This is a genomic window from Rhizobium sp. 22-785-1, from assembly GCF_053521965.1.
Genome location: NZ_JBNWDI010000007.1, coordinates 169852 through 191470, shown reverse-complemented (window position 1 = coordinate 191470; position 21619 = coordinate 169852). Strand labels below are relative to the sequence as shown.

Annotated in this window: 21 protein-coding genes and 1 tRNA gene; 10 read left to right on the top strand and 12 right to left on the bottom strand. The window is 56.2% G+C overall.

Annotated elements, in window-relative coordinates:
* Positions 1-40 precede the first annotated feature (40 nt).
* Together ACQZ5M_RS15725 and ACQZ5M_RS15720 are read left to right on the top strand one after the other, a co-directional pair.
* On the top strand, positions 41-814 hold the full coding sequence (locus tag ACQZ5M_RS15725) for a competence/damage-inducible protein A (protein WP_449080227.1): 774 nt from the start codon (positions 41-43) through the stop codon (positions 812-814).
* Between the two features lie 121 nt (positions 815-935).
* Positions 936-1781, top strand: coding sequence for a universal stress protein (locus ACQZ5M_RS15720; protein ID WP_449080226.1), 846 nt, complete (start codon positions 936-938; stop codon positions 1779-1781).
* A 97-nt stretch (positions 1782-1878) separates the two neighbouring features.
* Here ACQZ5M_RS15720 and ACQZ5M_RS15715 read toward each other — a convergent pair whose 3' ends face one another.
* The 4 genes from ACQZ5M_RS15715 to ACQZ5M_RS15700 all read right to left on the bottom strand — a co-directional run bounded on the left by ACQZ5M_RS15715 (position 1879) and on the right by ACQZ5M_RS15700 (position 6153).
* Positions 1879-2652 (bottom strand): amino acid ABC transporter ATP-binding protein, encoded by a 774-nt coding sequence (locus ACQZ5M_RS15715; protein WP_296018970.1) that lies wholly within the window; start codon positions 2650-2652, stop codon positions 1879-1881.
* A gap of 11 nt (positions 2653-2663) precedes the next feature.
* Positions 2664-3821: an amino acid ABC transporter permease gene (locus tag ACQZ5M_RS15710; protein ID WP_449080225.1), complete on the bottom strand. Its 1158-nt coding sequence runs from the start codon at positions 3819-3821 to the stop codon at positions 2664-2666.
* A 5-nt stretch (positions 3822-3826) separates the two neighbouring features.
* Positions 3827-5023, bottom strand: coding sequence for an amino acid ABC transporter permease (locus ACQZ5M_RS15705; RefSeq protein ID WP_296037999.1), 1197 nt, complete (start codon positions 5021-5023; stop codon positions 3827-3829).
* 107 nt (positions 5024-5130) lie between these two features.
* Positions 5131-6153: an amino acid ABC transporter substrate-binding protein gene (locus ACQZ5M_RS15700; protein WP_296084287.1), complete on the bottom strand. Its 1023-nt coding sequence runs from the start codon at positions 6151-6153 to the stop codon at positions 5131-5133.
* Between the two features lie 339 nt (positions 6154-6492).
* On the opposite strand from ACQZ5M_RS15700, the gene ACQZ5M_RS15695 reads away from it, so the two are divergent.
* Entirely contained in the window at positions 6493-7680 is a 1188-nt protein-coding gene (locus tag ACQZ5M_RS15695) for a cystathionine beta-lyase (RefSeq protein ID WP_296018964.1), read from the top strand.
* Here ACQZ5M_RS15695 and ACQZ5M_RS15690 read toward each other — a convergent pair.
* Together ACQZ5M_RS15690 and ACQZ5M_RS15685 are read right to left on the bottom strand one after the other, a co-directional pair.
* Positions 7677-8846 carry an FAD-dependent monooxygenase gene (locus tag ACQZ5M_RS15690; protein ID WP_449080224.1) on the bottom strand — a complete coding sequence of 390 codons (1170 nt, stop codon included), beginning with the start codon at positions 8844-8846 and terminating at the stop codon, positions 7677-7679. The genes ACQZ5M_RS15695 and ACQZ5M_RS15690 overlap by 4 nt on opposite strands.
* Positions 8847-8869: 23 nt before the next feature.
* Complete coding sequence (locus ACQZ5M_RS15685) at positions 8870-9115, bottom strand: zinc-finger domain-containing protein (RefSeq protein WP_296018961.1); 246 nt, start codon at positions 9113-9115, stop codon at positions 8870-8872.
* 154 nt (positions 9116-9269) lie between these two features.
* Between ACQZ5M_RS15685 and ACQZ5M_RS15680 the strand changes: the two genes are divergently transcribed.
* From ACQZ5M_RS15680 to ACQZ5M_RS15660, 5 genes are all read left to right on the top strand, one after another.
* Positions 9270-10049, top strand: a complete 780-nt coding sequence (locus tag ACQZ5M_RS15680; RefSeq protein ID WP_449080223.1) for an alpha/beta fold hydrolase — start codon at positions 9270-9272, stop codon at positions 10047-10049.
* 141 nt (positions 10050-10190) lie between these two features.
* On the top strand, positions 10191-11015 hold the full coding sequence (gene cysE / locus ACQZ5M_RS15675) for a serine O-acetyltransferase (RefSeq protein ID WP_296037990.1): 825 nt from the start codon (positions 10191-10193) through the stop codon (positions 11013-11015).
* A 184-nt stretch (positions 11016-11199) separates the two neighbouring features.
* The gene (locus ACQZ5M_RS15670; protein ID WP_296018955.1) at positions 11200-11403 is read left to right on the top strand and encodes a DUF3126 family protein; all 204 of its coding nucleotides are present in this window, start codon (positions 11200-11202) and stop codon (positions 11401-11403) included.
* A 92-nt stretch (positions 11404-11495) separates the two neighbouring features.
* Positions 11496-11765, top strand: a complete 270-nt coding sequence (locus tag ACQZ5M_RS15665; protein ID WP_296076856.1) for a hypothetical protein — start codon at positions 11496-11498, stop codon at positions 11763-11765.
* A 25-nt stretch (positions 11766-11790) separates the two neighbouring features.
* Positions 11791-11865 (top strand) — tRNA-Glu (locus ACQZ5M_RS15660).
* Positions 11866-11955: 90 nt separating this feature from the next.
* Here the strand turns inward: ACQZ5M_RS15660 and recJ are convergent.
* The 3 genes from recJ to ACQZ5M_RS15645 form a co-directional block, all read right to left on the bottom strand.
* The gene (gene recJ, locus ACQZ5M_RS15655; protein WP_449080253.1) at positions 11956-13758 is read right to left on the bottom strand and encodes a single-stranded-DNA-specific exonuclease RecJ; all 1803 of its coding nucleotides are present in this window, start codon (positions 13756-13758) and stop codon (positions 11956-11958) included.
* Positions 13759-14278: 520 nt separating this feature from the next.
* Positions 14279-14719: a YqaA family protein gene (locus tag ACQZ5M_RS15650; RefSeq protein WP_449080222.1), complete on the bottom strand. Its 441-nt coding sequence runs from the start codon at positions 14717-14719 to the stop codon at positions 14279-14281.
* Positions 14720-14752: 33 nt separating this feature from the next.
* Positions 14753-16012, bottom strand: a complete 1260-nt coding sequence (locus ACQZ5M_RS15645; RefSeq protein WP_449080221.1) for a glycerate kinase type-2 family protein — start codon at positions 16010-16012, stop codon at positions 14753-14755.
* A 188-nt stretch (positions 16013-16200) separates the two neighbouring features.
* Between ACQZ5M_RS15645 and ACQZ5M_RS15640 the strand changes: the two genes are divergently transcribed.
* Positions 16201-16434 (top strand): hypothetical protein, encoded by a 234-nt coding sequence (locus ACQZ5M_RS15640; RefSeq protein ID WP_449080220.1) that lies wholly within the window; start codon positions 16201-16203, stop codon positions 16432-16434.
* 69 nt (positions 16435-16503) lie between these two features.
* Positions 16504-18060, top strand: a complete 1557-nt coding sequence (locus ACQZ5M_RS15635) for a phospholipase D family protein (RefSeq protein ID WP_449080252.1) — start codon at positions 16504-16506, stop codon at positions 18058-18060.
* Between the two features lie 80 nt (positions 18061-18140).
* Here ACQZ5M_RS15635 and ACQZ5M_RS15630 read toward each other — a convergent pair whose 3' ends face one another.
* From ACQZ5M_RS15630 to ACQZ5M_RS15620, 3 genes are all read right to left on the bottom strand, one after another.
* Positions 18141-18977: a response regulator gene (locus ACQZ5M_RS15630; protein ID WP_296018944.1), complete on the bottom strand. Its 837-nt coding sequence runs from the start codon at positions 18975-18977 to the stop codon at positions 18141-18143.
* Between the two features lie 147 nt (positions 18978-19124).
* On the bottom strand, positions 19125-19502 hold the full coding sequence (locus ACQZ5M_RS15625; RefSeq protein ID WP_296018942.1) for a response regulator: 378 nt from the start codon (positions 19500-19502) through the stop codon (positions 19125-19127).
* Positions 19503-19505: 3 nt separating this feature from the next.
* Positions 19506-21524, bottom strand: a complete 2019-nt coding sequence (locus tag ACQZ5M_RS15620) for a GAF domain-containing protein (protein ID WP_449080219.1) — start codon at positions 21522-21524, stop codon at positions 19506-19508.
* Positions 21525-21619: the final 95 nt, after the last annotated feature.

The following is a 21619-nucleotide window of genomic DNA, read 5'->3' as shown; positions in this document are numbered from 1 at the left end:
GGGTTTAACGTCTGTCTACCCTGCATCGCGTGAGTTTCCCATGTCATTATCCCCTTCTCCATCTTCGGTCACTGCCGCCATGCTCGCCATTGGCGACGAACTTTTATCGGGTCGCACGAAGGACAAGAATATCGGACATCTTGCCGATGTTCTGACGATGTCCGGGATCGACTTGAAGGAAGTGCGAATCGTTGCCGACGAAGAGCCGGCAATCGTTGAAGCGGTGAACGCCCTGCGTGCGCGCTACGATTACGTCTTCACCTCGGGCGGGATCGGTCCGACCCATGACGACATCACCGCAGATGCGGTCTCTGCTGCTTTCGGCCTTCCTTGCGAACATGACAGCGAGGCAATGCGCCTTCTCAGTGAGATGTATCATGCCCGTGAGATGGAGTTTACTGACGCACGCAAGCGCATGGCCCGTATGCCACGCGGGGCGAAGCACATAGCCAATCCCGTCTCGGTTGCGCCGGGTTTTATTGTGGAGAACGTCTATGTCATGGCAGGCGTGCCGCAGGTCTTCCAGGCGATGCTGGACAACGTCGTTCCAACGCTGCAGGTCGGCACTAAGATGATGTCGCAGTCGGTACGCTCACCCTACGGGGAAGGCGACATCGGCACGCCCTTGAGCGAGGTGCAGAAGGCACACCCTCAAACCAGCATAGGCTCCTATCCGAAGTATGACGGACAGCGTTTTTCCACCGAGATCGTTGTTCGCGCGCGTGATGCCGAGCTTCTTGCGGCTGCAACGCGCGATGTCACTGCCATGATAGAAAACATCGCGAAAGCAAAGGCCACCTCGACGGTTGCATGAACTCCTCAGGCCCAACTACGTTTTATCTCTTGAACCCATCGCCTTGATAGAGATCAAGGCGGCGGGCAAATGACGGGGACATGTTTAGTCCTGCCACTGATGCGTCACAAGGAGAAAGGCCATGGCCTATAAAACCATCCTCGCTGTTGTCGATACCGCTGAAAACACACGTCAACTGGACGCTTTCGTTGCGGCATTGGCGCAGCAGTTCTCTTCGCACGTCGTTGGTCTTCATATGGAGGCCCTAGCGGCGGTTCCTTTGATTGCCCCCATGGAAATGCCCGATCCAGCGACCATCCAAGCCGTGCAGGATGTGGCTCACAAGGAAACGACAGAAGCTGGCCGGATTTTTTCCGACAGCATGGCGGCCAATGGAATTTCCAGTGAATGGCGCAGCTTCGTTTCGTCTGTCGGTTACTCGTCCCAATCATCGCTTCAGAGCGCGCGCTGCGCCGATCTCATCGTCGCAAGACAGCACAATTCATCCGCTCTGTCCGACAGCCGCGCCGATATCGACAATTTTCTCTATGAAAGCGGACGCCCGGTGCTTCTCATTCCTCACATCCTGAAAGCACCAGCCCCGATCCGTCGGGTGTTGATTGCGTGGAATGGATCCAGGGAGGCCACACGCGCCACTTTCGATGCCCTGCCCTTCCTCCAGGCGGCAGAAAGCGTGGAGGTGTTCTCTGTCGACATGGAGGACAACGATTCGGAGAAGGCAGCGCTGGCGGGGTCCGAGATTGCCGCAACGCTTGCGCGCCACGGCGTCAACGTAACTGTTACGTCACAGGAAAAGATCGAAGGCATCGCTCCACACACAGCAATCGAAAATCGGCTGGCGGATAATAGCATCGATCTTTTGGTTATGGGCGCGTATGGGCACTCCCGCTGGTGGGAAATGCTGTTCGGCGGCGTCACCCGCACTCTGCTGGACTCTATGACGGCAATGACGCTGATGTCTCGCTGACCACTTGGATGCAATGCAAAAAGAAACCCGCCGGTCGCCCGGCGGGTTTTTGTGTTTTCAAGCCATGTTTCGCGTCGACGAAAGACACAAAGGCTTTCTAGTGCAGGATTTGGCTTAGAAAGAGCTTGGTGCGCTCATGCTGCGGATTGTCGAAGAACTCCTGCGGGGCGTTCTGCTCAACAATCTGGCCCTGGTCCATGAAAATGACGCGGTTGGCGACCTGACGGGCAAAGCCCATTTCGTGCGTCACACAGAGCATAGTCATTCCGTCCTCGGCAAGGCTCACCATCGTATCGAGCACTTCCTTGACCATTTCCGGATCGAGCGCGGATGTCGGCTCGTCGAAGAGCATGATCTTCGGCTTCATGCAAAGCGAGCGGGCAATCGCCACGCGCTGCTGCTGACCGCCAGAAAGCTGGCCCGGATACTTGTGCGCCTGCTCAGGGATTTTGACACGCTTCAGGTAATGCATCGCGATTTCTTCGGCGTCCTTTTTGGGCATCTTGCGAACCCAGATTGGAGCCAGCGTGCAGTTTTCCAGGATCGTCAGATGCGGGAAGAGGTTGAAGTGCTGGAACACCATGCCGACTTCACGGCGCACTTCATCGATCTTCTTCAGGTCGTTGGTAAGCTCGATGCCGTCGACAACGATGCTACCAGACTGGTGCTCTTCCAGACGGTTGATGCAGCGGATCATCGTCGACTTGCCGGAACCAGATGGACCGGCGATGACGATGCGCTCGCCCTTCATGACCTTCAGATTGATATCGCGCAGCACGTGAAAATCGCCGTACCACTTGTTCATGCCGGTGATTTCAATCGCGACATCGGTCGCGGAAACTTCCAGCTTCTTTGCTTGGGTTTCTGCCATGAGATTTTCCCTTATTTTCTATGTCCGGTGTCGAGATGGCGCTCCATGAACAAGGAATAACGCGACATGCCGAAGCAGAATATCCAGAATATGAACCCAGCGAAAATATAGCCTGTGACGGGTGTCACCGGTGTCGCCCAGTTCGCATCTGACTGGTTGAGGTTGACGATACCAAGAAGATCGAACATGCCGATGATCGACACGAGCGAGGTATCCTTGAAAAGACCAATGAAGGTGTTGACGATACCTGGAATGACCAGCTTCAGCGCTTGCGGCAAAACGATCAGCCGGGTTTTCTGCCAATAATTAAGGCCGAGCGAGTCGGCACCTTCATACTGTCCTTTCGGAATGGCCTGAAGACCGCCGCGAACGACTTCCGCCATATAGGCAGAGGCAAATAGCGACACACCGACCAGAGCACGCATGAACTTGTCGAAGGTAACACCTTCGGGCAGGAACAGCGGCAGCATGATGCTGGCGAAGAACAGCACCGTGATCAGCGGGATGCCGCGAATGACTTCGATGAACGTCACGCACAGCGTCTTGATCACCGGCATTGTCGAGCGACGACCAAGCGCCAGGAGAATGCCAAGTGGCAGCGACACGGTGATCCCGAAGAAAGACAGGATCAGCGTCACCATCAACCCGCCCCAGAGCTGCGTTTCCACCCGTGGCAGGCCGAAGTATCCGCCGACCAGCAGGAAGAAGGAGACGAAGGGCAAAACCAGGAAGAGCAACACTGCATTGGCCGTCTTGAACGGTGCCTTCGGGATCAACATCGGGATCAGCAGAATGACGAACATTGCTGCGACCAGAAGCGGCCGCCAGCGCTCATCGAACGGATAACGTCCGAACATGAACTGCTGGAACTTGGCACCAACAAACGCCCAGCAGGCGCCTGCCTGGCCGTCCGGCAAGGCACCACCCTGAGTGACAGTGAGGCAAGCCAATCGGTCGGTACCGGTCCAAACGGCATCGACGAACAGGAACTGCAGCAGCGGCGGAATGATGTAGGCGAGCAGCGCTATGGACAGCACGGTCATCACGACATCCTTCGGCGTGGCGAAGAGTTTCGTCTGGAGCCAATGCGCCACGCCGACCTGGCTGGATGGCGCCGGCTGAGCCGGCACCAATTCGCGGCGGATATAGGAAACGGGAGTAGTAGCCATGTCTCTTATCTCTCCACCAATGCCATCTTCGCGTTGAACCAGTTCATGAACAGCGCGGTGGTGATAGACAATGTCAGATAGACAATCATCCAGATCGCCACGACTTCGACAGCCTGACCCGTCTGATTGAGGATGGTGCCGCCAACCGCAACCAGGTCGGAGAAGCCGACAGCAACAGCCAGCGACGAGTTTTTCGTCAGGTTGAGATATTGGCTGGTGAGCGGCGGGATGATGATGCGCATTGCCTGAGGAACGACGATCAGGCGCGTCGTGGTGCTGGAACGCAAACCAAGCGCGTCGGCGGCTTCTGTCTGCCCCTTCGGCACAGCCTTGATACCACCGCGGACGATTTCAGCGATGAATGAGGCGGTGTAGAAGGACAGAGCCAGATAAAGCGACATGAATTCTGGCGCAATGACCGAACCACCAGCCAGGTTGAAGCGGCCAAGAACTGGCAGATCAAAGGTCAGCGGTGCGCCGAGCGCCAGGAACGTGGCAAGCGGCAAACCGATGATAATCGCAGCTCCCACGAGACCAGTGCGGAACGGCTGGCCGGTGCGCATCTGGCGTGCCTTCGCCCATCGATAGACGAAGAAGGTGATGACGATACCGACGAGAAAAGCCACCGGAACCATCCAGGTGCCCTCACCCCAAACGAATTTAGGGTAGAAGAAACCGCGATTGTTCAAGTAGGTATCGAACGGCAAGGCAAGCGATTCACGTGCCTGCGGAAGAATTGTGATGACGCCCTTGTACCAGAAAAAGATGACGAGAAGCGGCGGCAGATTGCGGAAGATTTCCACATAAGCCTGCGCGAGCTTCGATACGAGCCAGTTTCTGGAAAGCCGGGCAATGCCGACGAGGAAGCCGATGATCGAGGCGGTGATGATACCAAGAACCGCCACCTGCAAGGTGTTCAAAATACCGACGATCAGCGCGCGACCGAAGGTGTTGTCGTTATTGTAATCGATCAGCGTCTGGCCGATATCGAAACCGGCGCGACCGTTCAGAAAGCCGAAGCCAGAGGCGATATTGGCGCGCTGAAGATTCTGGATCGTGTTGTTGGTGATGAACCAGACGGCCAGCACCAGGATGATGAGCGTAACGGTCTGGTAGAAGATGGACCGCATGCGCGGATCGTTGATCATGGACGTCGCGCCGGATGCGCCGGACGGTCCAGAACGGATCGTCTTGCCTGCCATAGGCACCTTTCCCTCTATATGCTCTTTTCGAGCTTATTTTATGAAGAAGAAGGAGGCAGAGATGAATATCCCCGCCTCCTGCAAAAGCTTTTTAGGCTTTAAAGCAATCAGCGAACCGGAGGTGCGTACTGCAGGCCGCCCTTGTTCCACAGAGAGTTCAGGCCACGCTCGATCTTGAGAGGGGAGCCAGGACCGACGTTACGGTCGAAGACTTCACCGTAGTTGCCGACATTCTTGATGATATTGTAGGCCCACTCGTTGGCGACGCCCAGATCTGTACCGATCTTGGTGCCTTCTTCCGTGCCGAGAAGACGCTTGACGTCCGGGTTGGCAGAAGCCTTCTGCTCATCGACGTTCTTGGAGGTGATACCGAGTTCTTCAGCATTGACCATGGCGTAGTGAACCCAGCTGACGAGGTCGAACCACTGGTCGTCACCCTGGCGAACGGCTGGTCCGAGCGGCTCCTTGGAGATGATTTCAGGCAGAACCATGTTTTCATCAGGGTTCTTCATCTTCAGACGGATAGCGTAGAGGCCGGACTGGTCCGTGGTGTAGACGTCGCAACGACCGGAGTCATAAGCGGAGGTTGCGTCGGATTCTTTTTCGAATACGACGGGGTTGTACTGAAGGTTGTTGGTCTTGAAGTAGTCGGCGAGGTTGAGTTCGGTCGTCGTGCCCTGCTGAACGCAGACGGCAGCGCCGGAAAGCTCAAGAGCAGACTTCACGTTGAGGCTCTTCTTCACGATGAAGCCCTGGCCGTCGTAATAGTTGACGGTGCGGAAGTTGAAGCCGAGAGACGTGTCGCGGCTGATCGTCCAGGTGGTGTTACGCGTCAGAACGTCGATTTCGCCGGACTGAAGTGCCGGGAAACGATCCTTGGAGGTCAGCGGAACGTACTTCGCCTTGGAAGCGTCACCGAACACGGCGGCAGCGATACCGCGGCAATAGTCGACGTCGATGCCGGACCATTCGCCCTTGTCATCAGGGTTCGAGAAACCCGGAATGCCGGAGCTGACGCCACAGGTGACGAAACCCTTTGCCTTCACATCCTGAAGAGTACCGGCAGATGCAGCCGTTGCAGCTCCCAAGACTGCTGCGCCAATAGCGGCTGACAGAAGTGCCTTTTTCATTTTTCCCAACCTTTGTCTCTTTTTTCTCGATTGGAGAGGACTGGCACCCGCCGTGGCCTGCAACAGTCTCTCCGCTTCACCTCCCGGTGTGCGTCCCTATCACAATCGCAATTGCTGCCATGGTCAAGACTTTCGCGAAGCAATTGTGTCTAAAAAACGGAATTTTCAAATTTCCGTCCTTTAAGTGAGCATATGACTATTTTTTGCGCGAAACTCGCTCAAAATCTACTCATCCTGTCAGGCAGGTAGACTGGTTTTTCCTATGTCCGGAGAAGCGGCTTGACCTTAAGAGCAAATCCTCGGCATCTTCGCGCATCACAATAATGAGAGACTTGCAGCATGAAAGACAAGAACGAGATCCTCGGCGGCTCGGGTGTAAACACGCGCCTCGCGCATCTTGGAAATGATCCGACCGAGTTCTTCGGCTTCGTCAACCCCCCCATCGCCCGCGGCTCTACCGTTCTGTTCCCGGATGCTGCAACCTTGATGTCAGGCGATCAGCCCTACACCTATGGCACGCACGGAACGCCAACGACGGCTGCGCTTTGCAGCATGATCGATAGCTTGGAGGGCTCCGCCGGTACGATCCTTCTGTCGTCAGGCCTTGCGGCGGTGACCGTGCCATTTCTCGCCTATCTAAGCGCTGGCGATCATGCGCTCGTCGTCGATTCGGTCTACTTCCCCACTCGGCGTTTCTGCAACACGATGCTGAAGCAATATGGCGTCGAGGTCGAGTATTACGATCCGGCGATCGGCGCGGGAATAGAAGCTCTGATCCGACCGAACACCCGGCTCGTTCATCTTGAGGCGCCAGGCTCGAACACGTTCGAAATGCAGGATGTCGGCCTGATTTCGTCCATCGCCCACCGCTATGACTGCGTCGTGACAATAGATAACACCTGGGCGACGCCGCTCTATTTTCGGCCCCTAGACCACGGCGTGGATGTCTCGATCCATGCCGCAACGAAATATCCTGCGGGCCATTCCGACATTTTGATGGGCTTTGTGTCCGCCAATGAAAAGCATTGGAAAAAGCTATATGACGCCAATACCAATCTCGGCATGTGCGTGACGTCCGACGACGCCTATCAGGTGTTGCGCGGCATGCGAACGATGGGCATCCGGCTCGCGCATCACCAAAAGAGCGCCCTCGACATTGCGCAATGGCTCGAGGCGCGAGACGATGTCGCCCGTGTACTGCACCCTGCCCTGCCAAGTTTCCCGACACACGACATCTGGAAGCGCGATTTCAAGGGTTCGAGCGGTGTCTTCTCTTTTGTCCTGAAGGCGGACAACGCCAAGTCCACGGCAAAGGCGCACGCCTTCCTTGATGCCTTATCTATCTTTGGTCTGGGCTTCTCGTGGGGTGGCTACGAATCCCTCGCGATCCCCGTCAATCTTGCCGACCGGACGATCGCGAAAGCGCCTACCGAAGGCCCCGTCATCCGGCTTCAGATCGGGCTTGAGGATGTAGCAGACATTAAACGCGATCTGGAAGCGGGTTTCGCTGCCGCGGCGAAAGCCTAAAGCCCTTCCGCTTTGTAGCCGTAGAGCCAATCGAAGTCCGCCAGGAATTGCTCTGGCGGCCGCAAAGAGAGAAGGATGTCGCGCCCAATGCGCATGGGGCCGCGTGCATGGTAGGCGAAGCTGTTGAGCTTCGCCCGCTTTCTTGCCTTATCGACACGGGACATGCGATGTGCTGCGAAACTGTCTAGCGATGCGCCAAGGATTTCCCTACGCGACACAAAAGTCGCGAGTTCAAAAGCATCCTCGATGGCCATAGCGGCGCCCTGTGCGGCAAAAGGCATCATGGCATGAGCGGCATCTCCGATCAGTATCGTGTGGCGGCCATCTTGCCACTGACCTGCACCGGCTTGGAACAGCGGCCAGAAGGTCGGGTTTGCAGCGCCGTCCAGCAATTGTGCAAAGGCCGGATTCCAGTGGCGAAACTGCTGCAAGAGAAACGCCTTTTGCTGGCGTTGCGCTTCGGCCTTCCAGGTGTCGCCGGGATTTGCGCCAACGGAGATGGCGACGATGTTGAAATCGCCGGTTTCCGTCAGAGGATAGGCGACGATATGGGCAGACGGCCCGAGGAAGGCGGTCACCGAATGACGGTTGAGGAAACCGGGTGCATCTCGTTCCTGCAACGTAAATCGCCATGCGACATTGCCTGAGAAGGTCGCGGCCGGTGCATTCGGCACGCAATAGCGCGTGGCTGACCAAACTCCATCGGCACCGACAATCATATCCGGTTGCGTGAAAATCGTGCGTGCGATCGTGTGCGTGTCGACGTTATCCAGCCTCTTTCCCAGATGCAAACGACACAGTGGATTGGAACTAACGGCGGCAAGAAGCGCCCGCTGCAAACTTGCCCGGTGAAGAACGCCATAAGGCGCGCCCCAGCGCGCTTTTGCCACGCTTTTCATAGGCAGGGACATGAGCGTCTTGAGAGACAGACCGGAGGAAAGATCGACGCTCAGCGGCTCCAGCCACATGTCTTCAATCTGAGGCAGGACATTCAGCGCCAACAAGATATGCGCTGCATTGGGCGAAATCTGTAGCCCGGCGCCGACCTCAGCGAGTTCGGACGCCTGCTCGATGATATCAGTTGCGATGCCATATCGGGCGAAAGAAAGAGCTGCGGTGAGACCAGCTATGCCAGCACCGATGATCGCCACTGTTTTGATGGGCATGTAGAGCCCCGATTTCTAAGGGGTTACGCTGCCTTCACATGGAAGACGCAGCCGGGAGGATTGGTCTGCGTGGCTTTCAGCGACGGATTGTAGCGATAGAGCGTTGAACAGTAGGAGCAAACCTTTTCGTTCTCGTCGCCCATATCGATGAAAATGTGAGGGTGATCAAAAGGCACCGATGCTCCGGTACACATGAATTCCTTGACGCCGATTTCGATCATGCGGTGTCCGCCGTCGTTCTGGAAGTGAGGAATTGTGTGGCCAGCCATGTTCTTCTCCAAGAATGCAAAATCGTCTCTGAGCCAACGCTCTAATTGTTCGAGTATGTAGCGTTAAATCGGTCGAACCTCCATAGAAAAGAGCGCGGAATATTTCCAACACGTCCATTTCCTGACATATGGTCGGCAAAACAGGAGGTCCTTGATGAATCTCAACCTGCCGCAATTTTTGTCCTTCCAGCGCGACGGACTGCAACTGAGCTATTTCGATGAGGGTGATCCGTCCGGCGCACCCGTCTTGCTGATTCACGGCTTTGCTTCCAGCGCCGCGGTGAACTGGGTTCATCCAGGTTGGGTAAAGACCCTTGGCGATGCCGGTTATCGCGTTATCGCACTCGATAATCGCGGCCACGGAGCCAGCGACAAGCCGCATGATCCGGAGGCCTACTATCCGGCGGTGATGGCTGAAGACGCGGTCGGACTGCTCAATCACCTCGGCATCCCGGAAGCGCATATTATGGGTTATTCCATGGGCGCACGCATCTCCGCTTTCATGGCGGTGGCTCATCCGGAGCGTGTTCGATCGCTGGTGTTCGGTGGTCTCGGTATCGGCATGGTCGATGGTGTGGGAGACTGGGATCCGATCGCGGATGCGCTTCGGGCGCCATCCCTCGACGTGGTCACACATGAACGAGGCCGCATGTTTCGCGCCTTTGCCGAACAGACCAAGAGCGACCGCGTGGCGCTTGCTGCATGCATCGAGACCTCGCGTGTCCTCTTGACACGGGACGAGGCCAGAAAGATCGACGCCCCTACTCTGATTGCCGTCGGAACCAAAGACGATATCGCCGGCTCCGGCCAGGAACTGGCAGATCTGATGCCCGACGCACGAGCCATCGACATTCCCAATCGCGATCACATGCTGGCGGTCGGCGACCGTGTCTTCAAGGCAGCGGTTCTGGAGTTCTACGCCGATCTCACATGATTGGCTGATCAAGAAAATTCGTTCCACAAAGCTTTCAGAAAAACTGATGCTTTACCGCCTTTAACGGCATGGGCGGATACCTATTTCTGTGCAACGTATTTTTCGATATAGTGACGCAAACCGGTTTTAAGGACAGCTGACATGGTCGCACGCACAGAGACCCGCCAGAATGATCAGATCGCAGTCGTCGATCCGATCTGGGGCAGTTTGTTGAACGAAGCGCGCACGGCTGCTGCTCAGGATCCGCTGCTGTCGGCGTTCTTCTATTCCACGATCCTCAATCATCATTCGCTGGAAGATAGCGTCATCTATCGCATTTGCGAGCGTCTCGATCATCCTGATATGCAGGCCGTCCTCTTGCGCCAGACGTTTTCGGAGATGCTTCACGACTGGCCGGAATGGGGCGCAATCCTGCGCGTCGATATTCAGGCCGTCTACGACCGGGATCCGGCCTGCACGCGTTTCATGGAGCCGGTTTTGTACTTCAAAGGCTTCCACGCCATCCAGACGCACCGCCTCGCCCACTGGCTTTGGTCAAAGGGCAGGAAGGATTTCGCCCTTTACTTGCAAAGCAGATCCTCAAGCGTGTTCCAGACCGACATCAACCCGCAGGCCACCGTCGGAAAAGGTTTGTTTCTCGATCACGCAACTGGTCTCGTCGTTGGATCGACCGCTGTCATCGGCGACAACGTTTCCATTCTTCAGGGTGTCACTCTGGGTGGCACAGGCAAGGAAACCGGAGACCGGCACCCCAAGATCAGAAGCGGCGTGCTGATCGGCGCGGGCGCAAAAATTCTTGGTAATATCGAGGTGGGAAGTTGCTCTCGCGTCGCGGCGGGATCGGTGGTTCTGAAGCCTGTTCCGCCCAATACCACCGTTGCAGGCGTACCAGCGCGGATCGTTGGCGAAGGCGGTTGCAACGAGCCGTCCCGGATCATGGACCAAATCATCGGAGCCGATATCTGACACTTTCGAAAGCAAAAACGTAGCCTGCGTGGATCGCATAATGCGTCACGCGGGGGATTTGCTGCTTCGACTTTACTTTCGCCTTTAACCCGTGCCAAAAGCGGCGCAGATTGAAAATCACGACGTCCCGATGGTTGGCCCCGAAGGTCGACCGACGCCGTGAGAACCGCACAGGAGAAGACTGGTGAAAGCCGACGAAATCAAAAAGCTCGACGCCTATTTCAAGCGCACTTTTAACGACAAGATGGTCGTCAAGGCACGTCCCCGCAAGGACGATTCTGCCGAAGTGTACATGGGCGATGAGTTCCTCGGAGTCGTTTACATCGACGATGAAGACGGCGATCGTTCTTACAACTTCTCCATGGCGATCCTCGACGTCGATCTCTGATCGCACTGCTCGATAATCAAGATCGAAGCCTGACGATATTGGCGCCCGGGACATCCGTCACCGGGCGTTTTTTATGCTGCGTGCATTAGCGCATGACCCGCGGACTTGATTTTTCACAGTTCTTTTTGATCGCTGGAACCAAAATCTGCGCCGCTCGTTTCTTCGCTGTCCCCCCGATGAAGCGTGAGGCGGCGATCAAACGGGAACCCCTGATCCCACGCCACCTCACGCTTCCCCCTCTCATTTCCGCGACATCGACGGATTTACAGAGTTCTCCCCTGGGCAGCGACCGCTTGATCCAAAAAATTTCGCATAAATTCAAAAAAACCCAAATTGGCGCTTGCGGAGAATCCGATGCCTGACTATAAGGCCCCCACCACAGCGCACGCGCCCTTCGTCTATCGGTTAGGACGTCAGATTTTCATTCTGAAAAGAGGGGTTCGACTCCCCTAGGGCGTGCCACTTCCCTTCTTAAATCAGTGTTTTACAAGTCTTTATTGAAGTACCGTAATAGGTAGGCCTTGCACTTTTTTACGGTGTGATGTCTTTTGCCTACGGCGCGAAAGCAGCATCCAGGACGCGCAGTTGCACCCTTTTCTGCCCCTGCCAATGCTCCGCACCCAGCGTGCCCGCCACATGAATCTGACGTCCACGAGCATTCATCAGCATCTGCCCAAGTGGTGCATCCGCTGCGCGAAAGGCTATGCCGTCGAGGCGTGAACCATCCAGTGCTTCCAGCGTGATCTTGATATGCGACGTGCCGACGATTCGGACATCACGCAGCCTGTGCGAAGGGATGGCGAAAATCGGCTGCGAGTGGCCCGAACCGTACGGCCCCGCCTGCTCGAGTTGGTCGATCAGTTCCAGCGTTGCGCCAGAAGCGCCGATGGCGCCATCGATTTTGAGGACGCTGTTTTCGACCAGTTGCGAGACGGTCTTCTGTGCCGCCTCTTCAAAAAAGGTACGGAGCCGTCCGAGATTGGCGCGTTCTACCGTGAGGCCCGCAGCCATGGCATGACCGCCACCCTTCACCAACAGTCCCGCTTCGACAGCGTTGCGCACCATGCGCCCCATATCGAAACCGTTGATGGAACGACCGGAGCCTGTGCCTCGCCCTTGCGAATCGAATGCTATGGCGAAAGCCGGGCGGCGGAAGCGATCCTTCAGCCGCGACGCCAGAAGACCGACAATACCGGGATGCCAGTTCTCGCGGGCTGTCACGATGACGCCTGCGCCAGAGCCATCGCCATATTCGAACAGCGCTTCCGCTTCAGCCTCGGCAAGCATTGCCGCTTCCATGGCCTGACGCTCTCGGTTCAATTCGTCGAGCTTTTCCGCAATGACTTCGGCTTGCGTGCTGTCGTCGAGGGTGAGGAGCCGGCTGCCCAGGGCGGCATCGCCAATACGTCCACCGGCGTTGATGCGCGGCCCGATGAGAAAGCCGAAATGATAGGGCGTCACCGGACCGCCAAGACCCGCCTTCTTGAAAAGTGCGGCCAACCCCACGTTATTCATATGCCGCGCCGCAACCAGTCCTTTTACCACATAGGCGCGGTTGAGGCCTTCCAACGGCACGACATCGCAAACCGTCGCAAGAGCCACGATGTCCAGATAGGTCAACAGATCCAGCATGAAAGCCTGACGGTTGTGCCGCTCTTTCAGGACGCGGAGTGTTGCGACAAGAACGAGGAACACCACGCCGGCAGCGCAGAGATGTCCCTGCCCCGACAGATCGTCTTCTCTGTTAGGGTTCACGAGAGCGACCGCAGGAGGAAGTTCGGTTCCAACCTGGTGGTGGTCGATGACCAGTACATCTGTTCCGGCATCGCGCGCGACGCCAAGCGACTCATGGCTGGTGGAGCCGCAATCGACCGTGATGATCAAGGTCGCGCCTTTAGCAGCAAGCTGCTGCATCGCAGCGGGATTGGGGCCGTATCCTTCGAAAATGCGGTCGGGAATGTAGATTTCCGGCTCGAGGCCAAAATGATGGAGAAAGCGATACATCAGCGCCGAAGACGCAGCTCCATCCACATCGTAATCCCCGAAAATTGCGATCTTCTCATGCTTTTCGATGGCATCGGCAATACGCTGGGCGGCTTTCTCGCAATCGGTAAGCGTGCGGGGATCAGGCATCAGCGATCTTATCGTCGGATCCAGAAAAGCCAGTGCGTCATCGACGCCGACATTGCGTCCTGCTAGAACGCGTGCAATCAGCTCCGGAATTCCATGGACCTGCGACATGGCGAGCGCACGGTTCTGAGCGGCCTGATCGAGCCGTGACATCCATCGCTGTTCTGTCGCTGACCGCTCCACTCCAAGAAACGCCCTTGGAACGGTATCGACCGTTTCAATCATTGCCATTGCCAGCCCATATCGTGTTTTTTTTCGCCATACCTTAACGGCCTATAGCATCGGACCTGCAATCGGAATCGATTTTATGCAAAGCGCCATTCACAGCTTTAAAAATTCAGCCTCCTCGGGGCGTTCCAGGGCACGGCGTTCTGACAAGGCGATCAGGCTTTTTACTCGCGACACAAACGCGTTCGCCCTACCAAAGCGGCAGGAAGATGAAAGCTGCAAGCCCGCACACAATCGCTGCAATGAGGCAGACGAGACGCCAGTCACGTGTCTCGCTCGTCGTTTCAAATTCCAATCCAGGAAAATTATCGTTTGCTCCAGATCGGCGAATCCTGCGGCCCGAACCGAGCCCTTGCCGATGATCGCTTTTGAAACTGATCTTCGATTTCACGGCAGCGCCTCCCTTCGCCTGGTGAATTCATAAGAATCATATCATCAGCACGATGGATTTTGCAAAGGCCTCACACTGAGCCGAGGTTTCGGATGGCGTATCACCACCAAGCGACATAGATGTCGCTCAACCTATACCTTGCGTCGCCAAGGCCAGGACCAGATAACGCCCGAACTTGGCGAGTGTGACAATGGCGATGAAGGATGCGAACGGCTCGCGCATGACGCCAGCAACGACCGTCAAGGGGTCGCCAATGATCGGTAGCCAGCTCGCCAACAGCGACCATCGTCCATAGCGCGCATACCAGTTCTGGGCCTTGTCGAGGTTCTGGGAAGATACGGGAAACCATCGCCGGTGACGATACAGCATCACCCCTCGCCCCAGATACCAGTTGACGACGGAGCCCAATATATTTCCAAGACTGGCCACGGTAACGAGCAGGACAGGCGAATATTGTCCTGTCATCGTCAGATAGACCAGAACGGATTCAGACTGCGCCGGAACAAGCGTTGCAGCCAGAAAGGCAGATGCAAACAACCCGAAATATGCGCCTAGCTCGCCCCCCATCAGTGCGCTTTCGGCATAGCTTGCAACGCCGGCCTATTCCAGCAGGAAGGCCCGAAAATCATTGACGTTGGTGCCGGTCGGGCCGGGTGTAAAAAGATCGCCAGCCAGATGAAAAGCCCACCACGCATCGTGACCGGCAAGAAGCGAGCGAGCGTCCCCGCCAGATGCGCGAATACGGGCAACAGTCTTCCCATCACAGAAAGCACCCGCATTGTTCTCCGATCCATCAATTCCATCCGTATCCGCTGCCAGCGCCGTTATACCGTCAGTTCCCTGCAAGTCGAGCGCGGCAGATAGCAGCAACTCGGAATTACGCCCGCCTTTGCCGTAGCTTCCAGAGCCAATCGTCACCGTCGTTTCCCCTCCCGAGAGAAGGACCATAGGCCTTTGTCTGGCAGCACGGCTTGAAAATTCCCGCGCCAATGCGGCATGCATCCTTCCGATATCCTTGGCTTCGCCTTCGATGCAGTCCGACAGTATGAGGGGGTCAACTCCCCGCTCCCTGGCGCGCTGTGCAGCAGCTTCCAGTGACACGCGGGCAGAGGCGATGACATGAACTTCATCTGAGGAAAATGACGGATCGGACGGCATCGGAGCCGCCTCGCGGGTGATGGAGTCGATGACGTGTTGCGGAAGCGTAATGCGATAATCGCGGATTGCCCGTAATGCCTCCTCCGAACGGCTTTCATCAGGCACGGTTGGGCCGGAAGCGACAAAGGCAGGATGATCCCCCGGCACGTCGGACACGATCAGACTGACGACGCGGGCCGGATGGGCAAGAGCCGCCAAACGCCCGCCCTTTATCCGGGAAAAGTGTTTTCGCACCACATTCATCGCAGAGATCGGCGCACCAGATGCAAGGAGTGCTTCATTCAGCGCTATCTCGTCGGCCAGCGAAAAACCGTGCGGTGGCGAAGGCAACAGCGCCGAGCCGCCACCGGAAATGAGCGCGATCACCAGATCATCCTCATTCAGCCCCTCCACGGCGCTGATCAATGCCTGTGAGGCGGCCAATCCTGCCGCATCCGGAACGGGATGCGCAGACTGCAACACTTTGATGGACTGGCATTGAGCGATAGGCCCGTGACGGGCCACCACGACTCCTTCGAGCGGATGATGCCAAGCCCTTTCGAAGGCTGCCGCCATCTGGCTCGCAGCCTTACCAGCCCCTATCACGACAGTGCGACCTTTCGGCCTTCGCGGAAGATGTGCGCGGATTGCCTCGTAAGGGTCTGCTGCGCGAACAGCTGCAAAAAACAGATCTTCTAAAAATGCACGCGACGTGGCAGTCATCACTTACTCCGGTGGAGCGAAAGGCTCCATTACCGCCGACAATGTCTTCTATGGGCTACGGCGACAAGGCCATGTGCGACAAAAGCAGTCCCTATTTGGGCATCTTTGAAGCCTGATGAAACTTCAAGCGAGGTTGAAGCGTTCGGTAAATTAGAGCTTGCATTTTGACAGGCGCGGGGAGTTGAACGATGACCAATACCGAAAATCTTGGCCCAGAGTATCATCACCACAGCAAAAAGAACCTTCTTCGCAGAAGGCCTTTCGTATGGTCGCGTCGCAAGTCCAAGCCGTGGGGACTGACAATCGCTGTGATCGGAACACTAATCGTGGCCGCAAGCGCCATTGCCATCACCTATCTAGTGACCTCGCATCCGGGTATGCCGGAGCCAAATCCTGGAATTGAAACGCAGACCACGCCTTAAAAAGCGGCCTAAGACGGCAAACGCACGATACGCACGAGCGAAACTATGTTGGGGGCATGAGGCGAAGTGATCGGTACCATTCTGATAGCAATCGTCCTCATTGTCTGCGGTGTTTTCGCGCTTGCCATTCTTTCCCGTCGCCAGGAACGCGCAATAACGAAGATCGCTTCTACGGCGCTTCCTAAAGGCATAGATAGCACAGCGCTCGACCGGCACTGGTCTGATATCGGCAACGATCACCACAGTAATTATACGGCTCTTGCGCTGGTCCAGTCGAACATGGATGCCTTCGCACTCAGAGTTTCTTCGGCTCGCGCTGCTGGCCGCAGCCTCGACCTCATGTATTACATGTGGAACGCCGATCTGACCGGGCAATTGATGATGCGTGAGGTCTTGGCCGCCGCAGATCGTGGCGTGAGGGTTCGTCTGTTGCTGGACGACCTCGGCGTGACTATGTCGGACAGAATCTATCACGCTATCGATAGCCATCCCCAGATCGAATTGCGTCTTTTTAATCCCACCAAGGCGCGGGAAAACATCTTTCGGCGCGGCATCGAACTCGTCTTGCGGTTTCGCAGCGTCAACAGGCGGATGCATAACAAGGCCTGGATTGCAGATGGTCGGGCATTGATCATTGGCGGACGCAATATCGGGGATGCCTATTTCGACGCGGCAGAGGCAGCGAACTTCCGCGACTTCGATGTACTGGCACATGGCAAATCGGTCAGCGATGCCGAAGACATATTCGACGACTATTGGAACAGTGCGGTTGCCATCCCCGTTCGCTCACTCATTGCGCGACGGCCGAGCAAGTTGGCGCGGCTTCGTCGGAAGCTAGATCGTCTGGCTACAAGCGAGGCTGCGCGACCGTATCTTCAGAAAGTGGAAAGTCTGCATCATCACGGTGGGTTTCTTATGTCCGACCGACTTGAGTGGGTGGCGTCCGCGAGCGTGCTCGCCGACCCTCCTGAAAAGGCGGCGGGCAAGCGTCGTAGCGGCCATAACTACCTGATGGAAAATCTTTTGCCCATCATGGAGGGCGCTAAGGTGAGACTGAAGATCACGTCTCCCTATTTCATCCCCGGACAAAAGGGTGTCGAAACGCTATCGCGGCTTTCTGCCGATGGCGTCAGCGTATCGGTTCTTACCAATTCGCTGGCAGCGACCGATGTGGCCGCCGTTCATGCCGGCTACGCGCGGTACCGACGCCCTCTTCTGTTAAATGGAATCAAGATCCACGAGTTACGCGCACTGGCCGATCAGCACAACGCACTGTCCTTACGTGGCTCCGGGCAGGCAAGTCTCCATACCAAAGCATTTACCTGCGACGGTGAAACGGGCTTTGTCGGTTCGCTGAACTTCGACCCGCGTTCAATGTCTCTCAACACTGAGATGGGGGTGCTGTTCACGTCCGAAACGCTTGCCGTACAGATGGACGAGATCTTCACCCAGGAAACCAGCCGCGAGATGAGTTTTGAATTGGCATTGAGTCCGAAGAAGCGGTTGATCTGGAATGGATTGGTAAAAGGAAGACCTCGCTTTTACGGCAAGGAACCCTATGCAAGCCTGTCCCGCCGCTGCGTTTCGTTGATCTTGGGCATTTTGCCGCTGGAGTCCCAGCTATAGACAAACCGCCTGCGGAGCGCAGGCGGTTTGACGTTGCCTCCGTATGAAAACAGCACGCTCGGACAGAGTGTAGTCGGGTGTCAGGCCGCCGCTTTCGAACTGGCGCCGCGCGCGCTCTTGATCTGGACCAGCGTGTCGAGGTTCTGGTTCACGCGGCAATAAAACTCCTCTTCGATGAAGGGGCGCAGCATGAAGTCGTTTCCACCAGCCTTCAGGAAGCGTGCCGACAGCAACCGGTTATTGGATGATGACACGCCGATGATGCGCAACTCATGGGAGCCGCGCATTGTGCGAATGCGCCGAGTAAGCTCAAACCCGTCAATATCGGGCATGTTGTAATCAGTCACGACTAGACCGATGTCGGGATTGTTGCGAAGGATTTCCAGGGCCTTCGCCCCACTATCGGCAAGGCTTACACGGAAATTATAGCGCTTCAAACGACTGGAGAGCAGCGCTCGAGCGGTTGGGCTATCGTCCACGATCAGAACATGATGGCGGTGATTGGTAAGGAAACGGCAAACCGATTCCGTCAACATATCGACTGCGAAGACGTTGTCCTTGAGAATATAGTCGACCACCTCCTTGGTGATCAGTTTCTCTCGCGTGTCTTCATGGAAGGTGCTGGTGAAGACGATTGTAGGAATGGAAAGATCGATGAGATATTCAAGCGCTTCGCCGTTCTCTGCACCGGGCAGATTGATGTTCGAGATCGCGAGCGTAACCTTTTCAGTCGAATGCTCATAGCATTCCTGAAGCTCTTCGAAATTGCGGCAGACTTCCACGGTAAGGCCAAGCAATTCCATCAGACGGGCACCGATCATCTGGGTGAAGACATTGGAGTCCTCCGCGAGCAATATTCTCGTATCGTGGAATGGAACGCCGGAATATTGCATGCCCGTAATGCCAAGAAAATTCATGTAGTCCCCCAGAGCCAAATCATGGAAAGACAATAGAAAATTTTATTTTCTGAAAAATTAATAAGAATGAGCCACAATTATCTTGGTTTATGAAAGATGAATTGAAATTAAGTCGCCCACAGAATTCGATCTAACGCCGACACATTTCTATGCTGCGAACTTCCTCAGCACTTCAGTAACAATCTGTGTATCGTAAGGCTTCGGAAAGAAAACGCTCCGCGGCGGCAACGCGTCGTTCTCGAGGCGGTGATGGCCGGACGTCAGTAGAATTCCGAGTTGCCTGTCAGTCTGACAGGCTATTCGCGCGAGTTGAACGCCATCCATGCTGCCCGGCATGTCGACATCGGTGAACAGAACCCCAACGTCTGGCCGGGCACGTAGGATCGTCAGCGCTTCATCGGCGCCGCCAGCCTCTATTGCACTGAACCCCGCATCTTCGACCATATCCACTGCCATCATGCGCAGAAGCGGATCGTCTTCCACGACGAGGACGACCTGTTTGGCGACCAGTTGTTCTTGAGCCATGGTTCACGATACCTGTTGCAATTGAACCAGAGACGCAGTCATTTCGACCTCCAGTCCTTGATCTAAGTAACGCGTCGATACACCGCCGGTTCCTAAAAGCCCCATGGAAATAAGGCGTGATCCGAAGCCCTTCGATTGTGGCTGCAGGACAGCCGGTCCGCCAGTTTCCCTCCATATCAAGCGGAAAACGGCATCTTCCCTGTCTCCTTGCACCTCCCACGACACCAGCACACGGCCCTGGACAGACGAGAGACTGCCGTACTTTACCGCGTTGGTGGTCAGTTCATGCAGCAGGAGCGACAGCGACAGGGCACCCTTGGGATTGACAGAAATATCCTCTCCTTCAATATCGACCTGCTCCTTCATACCCAGTGTATCGACAACACGCATGAGCGCCGTGCGCACATCGGCGCTCGCCCAATTGTTGCCGAGGAGAATGTCGTGAGCTGAACTGAGGGCCTGAAGCCGTTGTTCAAAATTCAAAACGGCTCCTCTCTCTTGGACAGGCCTTAGTGTCTGCTTCGCAAGCGCCTGCACCATGGCAAAAGCGTTTTTCAATCGGTGGCCAATCTCACGGTTGAGCAGATTTTGCTCCGCCTCCGCACGGAGGCGACCAATCGCGCTTTGAATGCGATCACCAAAACTCCTGACAAATGCGAGATCATCCTCCATCCATTCGAACAGATCGCTATGGTGAACGAAGACGACGAGCGCAAATTTGCCCTGATCGAAGATTGGAACGTTAACGAGCTGACGAATGCCAAGCGAAATCAAGGCATCTGCCTTGTCTGTCGTTCTCGGATCCGTCATCACATCCGAAATTACGACGCTCATACCTGCCTTCAGGTCATCGATATAGGAGCCGTAGTCGCGAAAATAATGTTTTCCTGCGACCGATGAGACGCCAGGGGCGCGCCATTCGGGTTGTAATATCACCGTTTCCTGTGCGGGATCGACAACGCCAAAACCCGCCCGCGTAGCGTCAAGCGCCCGCGCCATGAGCTCGGCAGCCGTAAAAGCGATATCTTCGACATTGGTAAGGTCACGCAGTCGATCGCCGAGTTCCAACAGTACCTTTATGCGCTCGGTGGCGCGCTTTTGAACGGTGATATCCTGGACAGTGCCGAGAAGCTTGACAGGATTGCCCTCTTCATCCCGCTCAAAGGTTGCCTTGCGAGAAACCCACCTTATACCTCGCGTCGGCGTTACGATGCGATATTGCACCGCCATGACCGCCGTTCCATTCTTGCGGGTGCTCTCGGACGATTCCTGTCCACGATCATCGGGGTGAAGCATCCGCTCGAAATCGCGTGCGTGGTATTGCCCTGTCTGCGGCACGTCGAAGATCCTGCAGAACTCAGCCGACACCTTGATCTTGCCCGTTATGATATCGAGTTCGAAGGTACCGATATGGCCAGCCTCCTGCGCAGTCAGTGCGGTGCGAACGCCGTCGCGCATCATTTCATTGATCTGCTTCTGTCGCTCGATAACCTCACGCTGCCTGTTCACGGTCCGCCGCAGTTCAAGATGCGCACAGACTTGGCCGGCGAGCGCTTTCAACACGGAGCGCTGCTCTTGGGTGAGCCCCTCTGGCCGCGGAACGTGGTCGATGACGCACACTGCGCCAACGGCAACACCGTCAGACAGAATGAGGCGTGCGCCCGCATAGAAGCGGATGAACGGCTCCTGGGTGACGAGCGCGTTCCTCGCCGTGCGTGGATCTTTCGTCAGGTCCGTAATAACAAGAAGATCGTCGCAGCCGAGCGAATAGCGGCAGACAGACTGATCAATGGGCGTTTCGCAGGGCTGAAAACCAACACGCGCCTTGAACCATTGGCGCTCTTCCTGAACGAAGCTTATGAGGGCGACCGGTGCTTTGCAAACTGTGCTTGCCACTTGGACGATATCATCGAAGACCGGCTCAGGGCCGGTGTCGATGATCTGCAGTTCTTCCAGAGCCTCCAGCCGCTCCATGTCCGACGCCGAGAAGACGAACACGTCAGACTCGGGATCGCTCGTCATGTGAACCAAGTCCATTCCCCAAGGTATCGAAGGGTAGACCCCTCGGTGTCCTGCGCCATCGAGATGCGCACCAACATAAAAAAAGGCACTCCCCC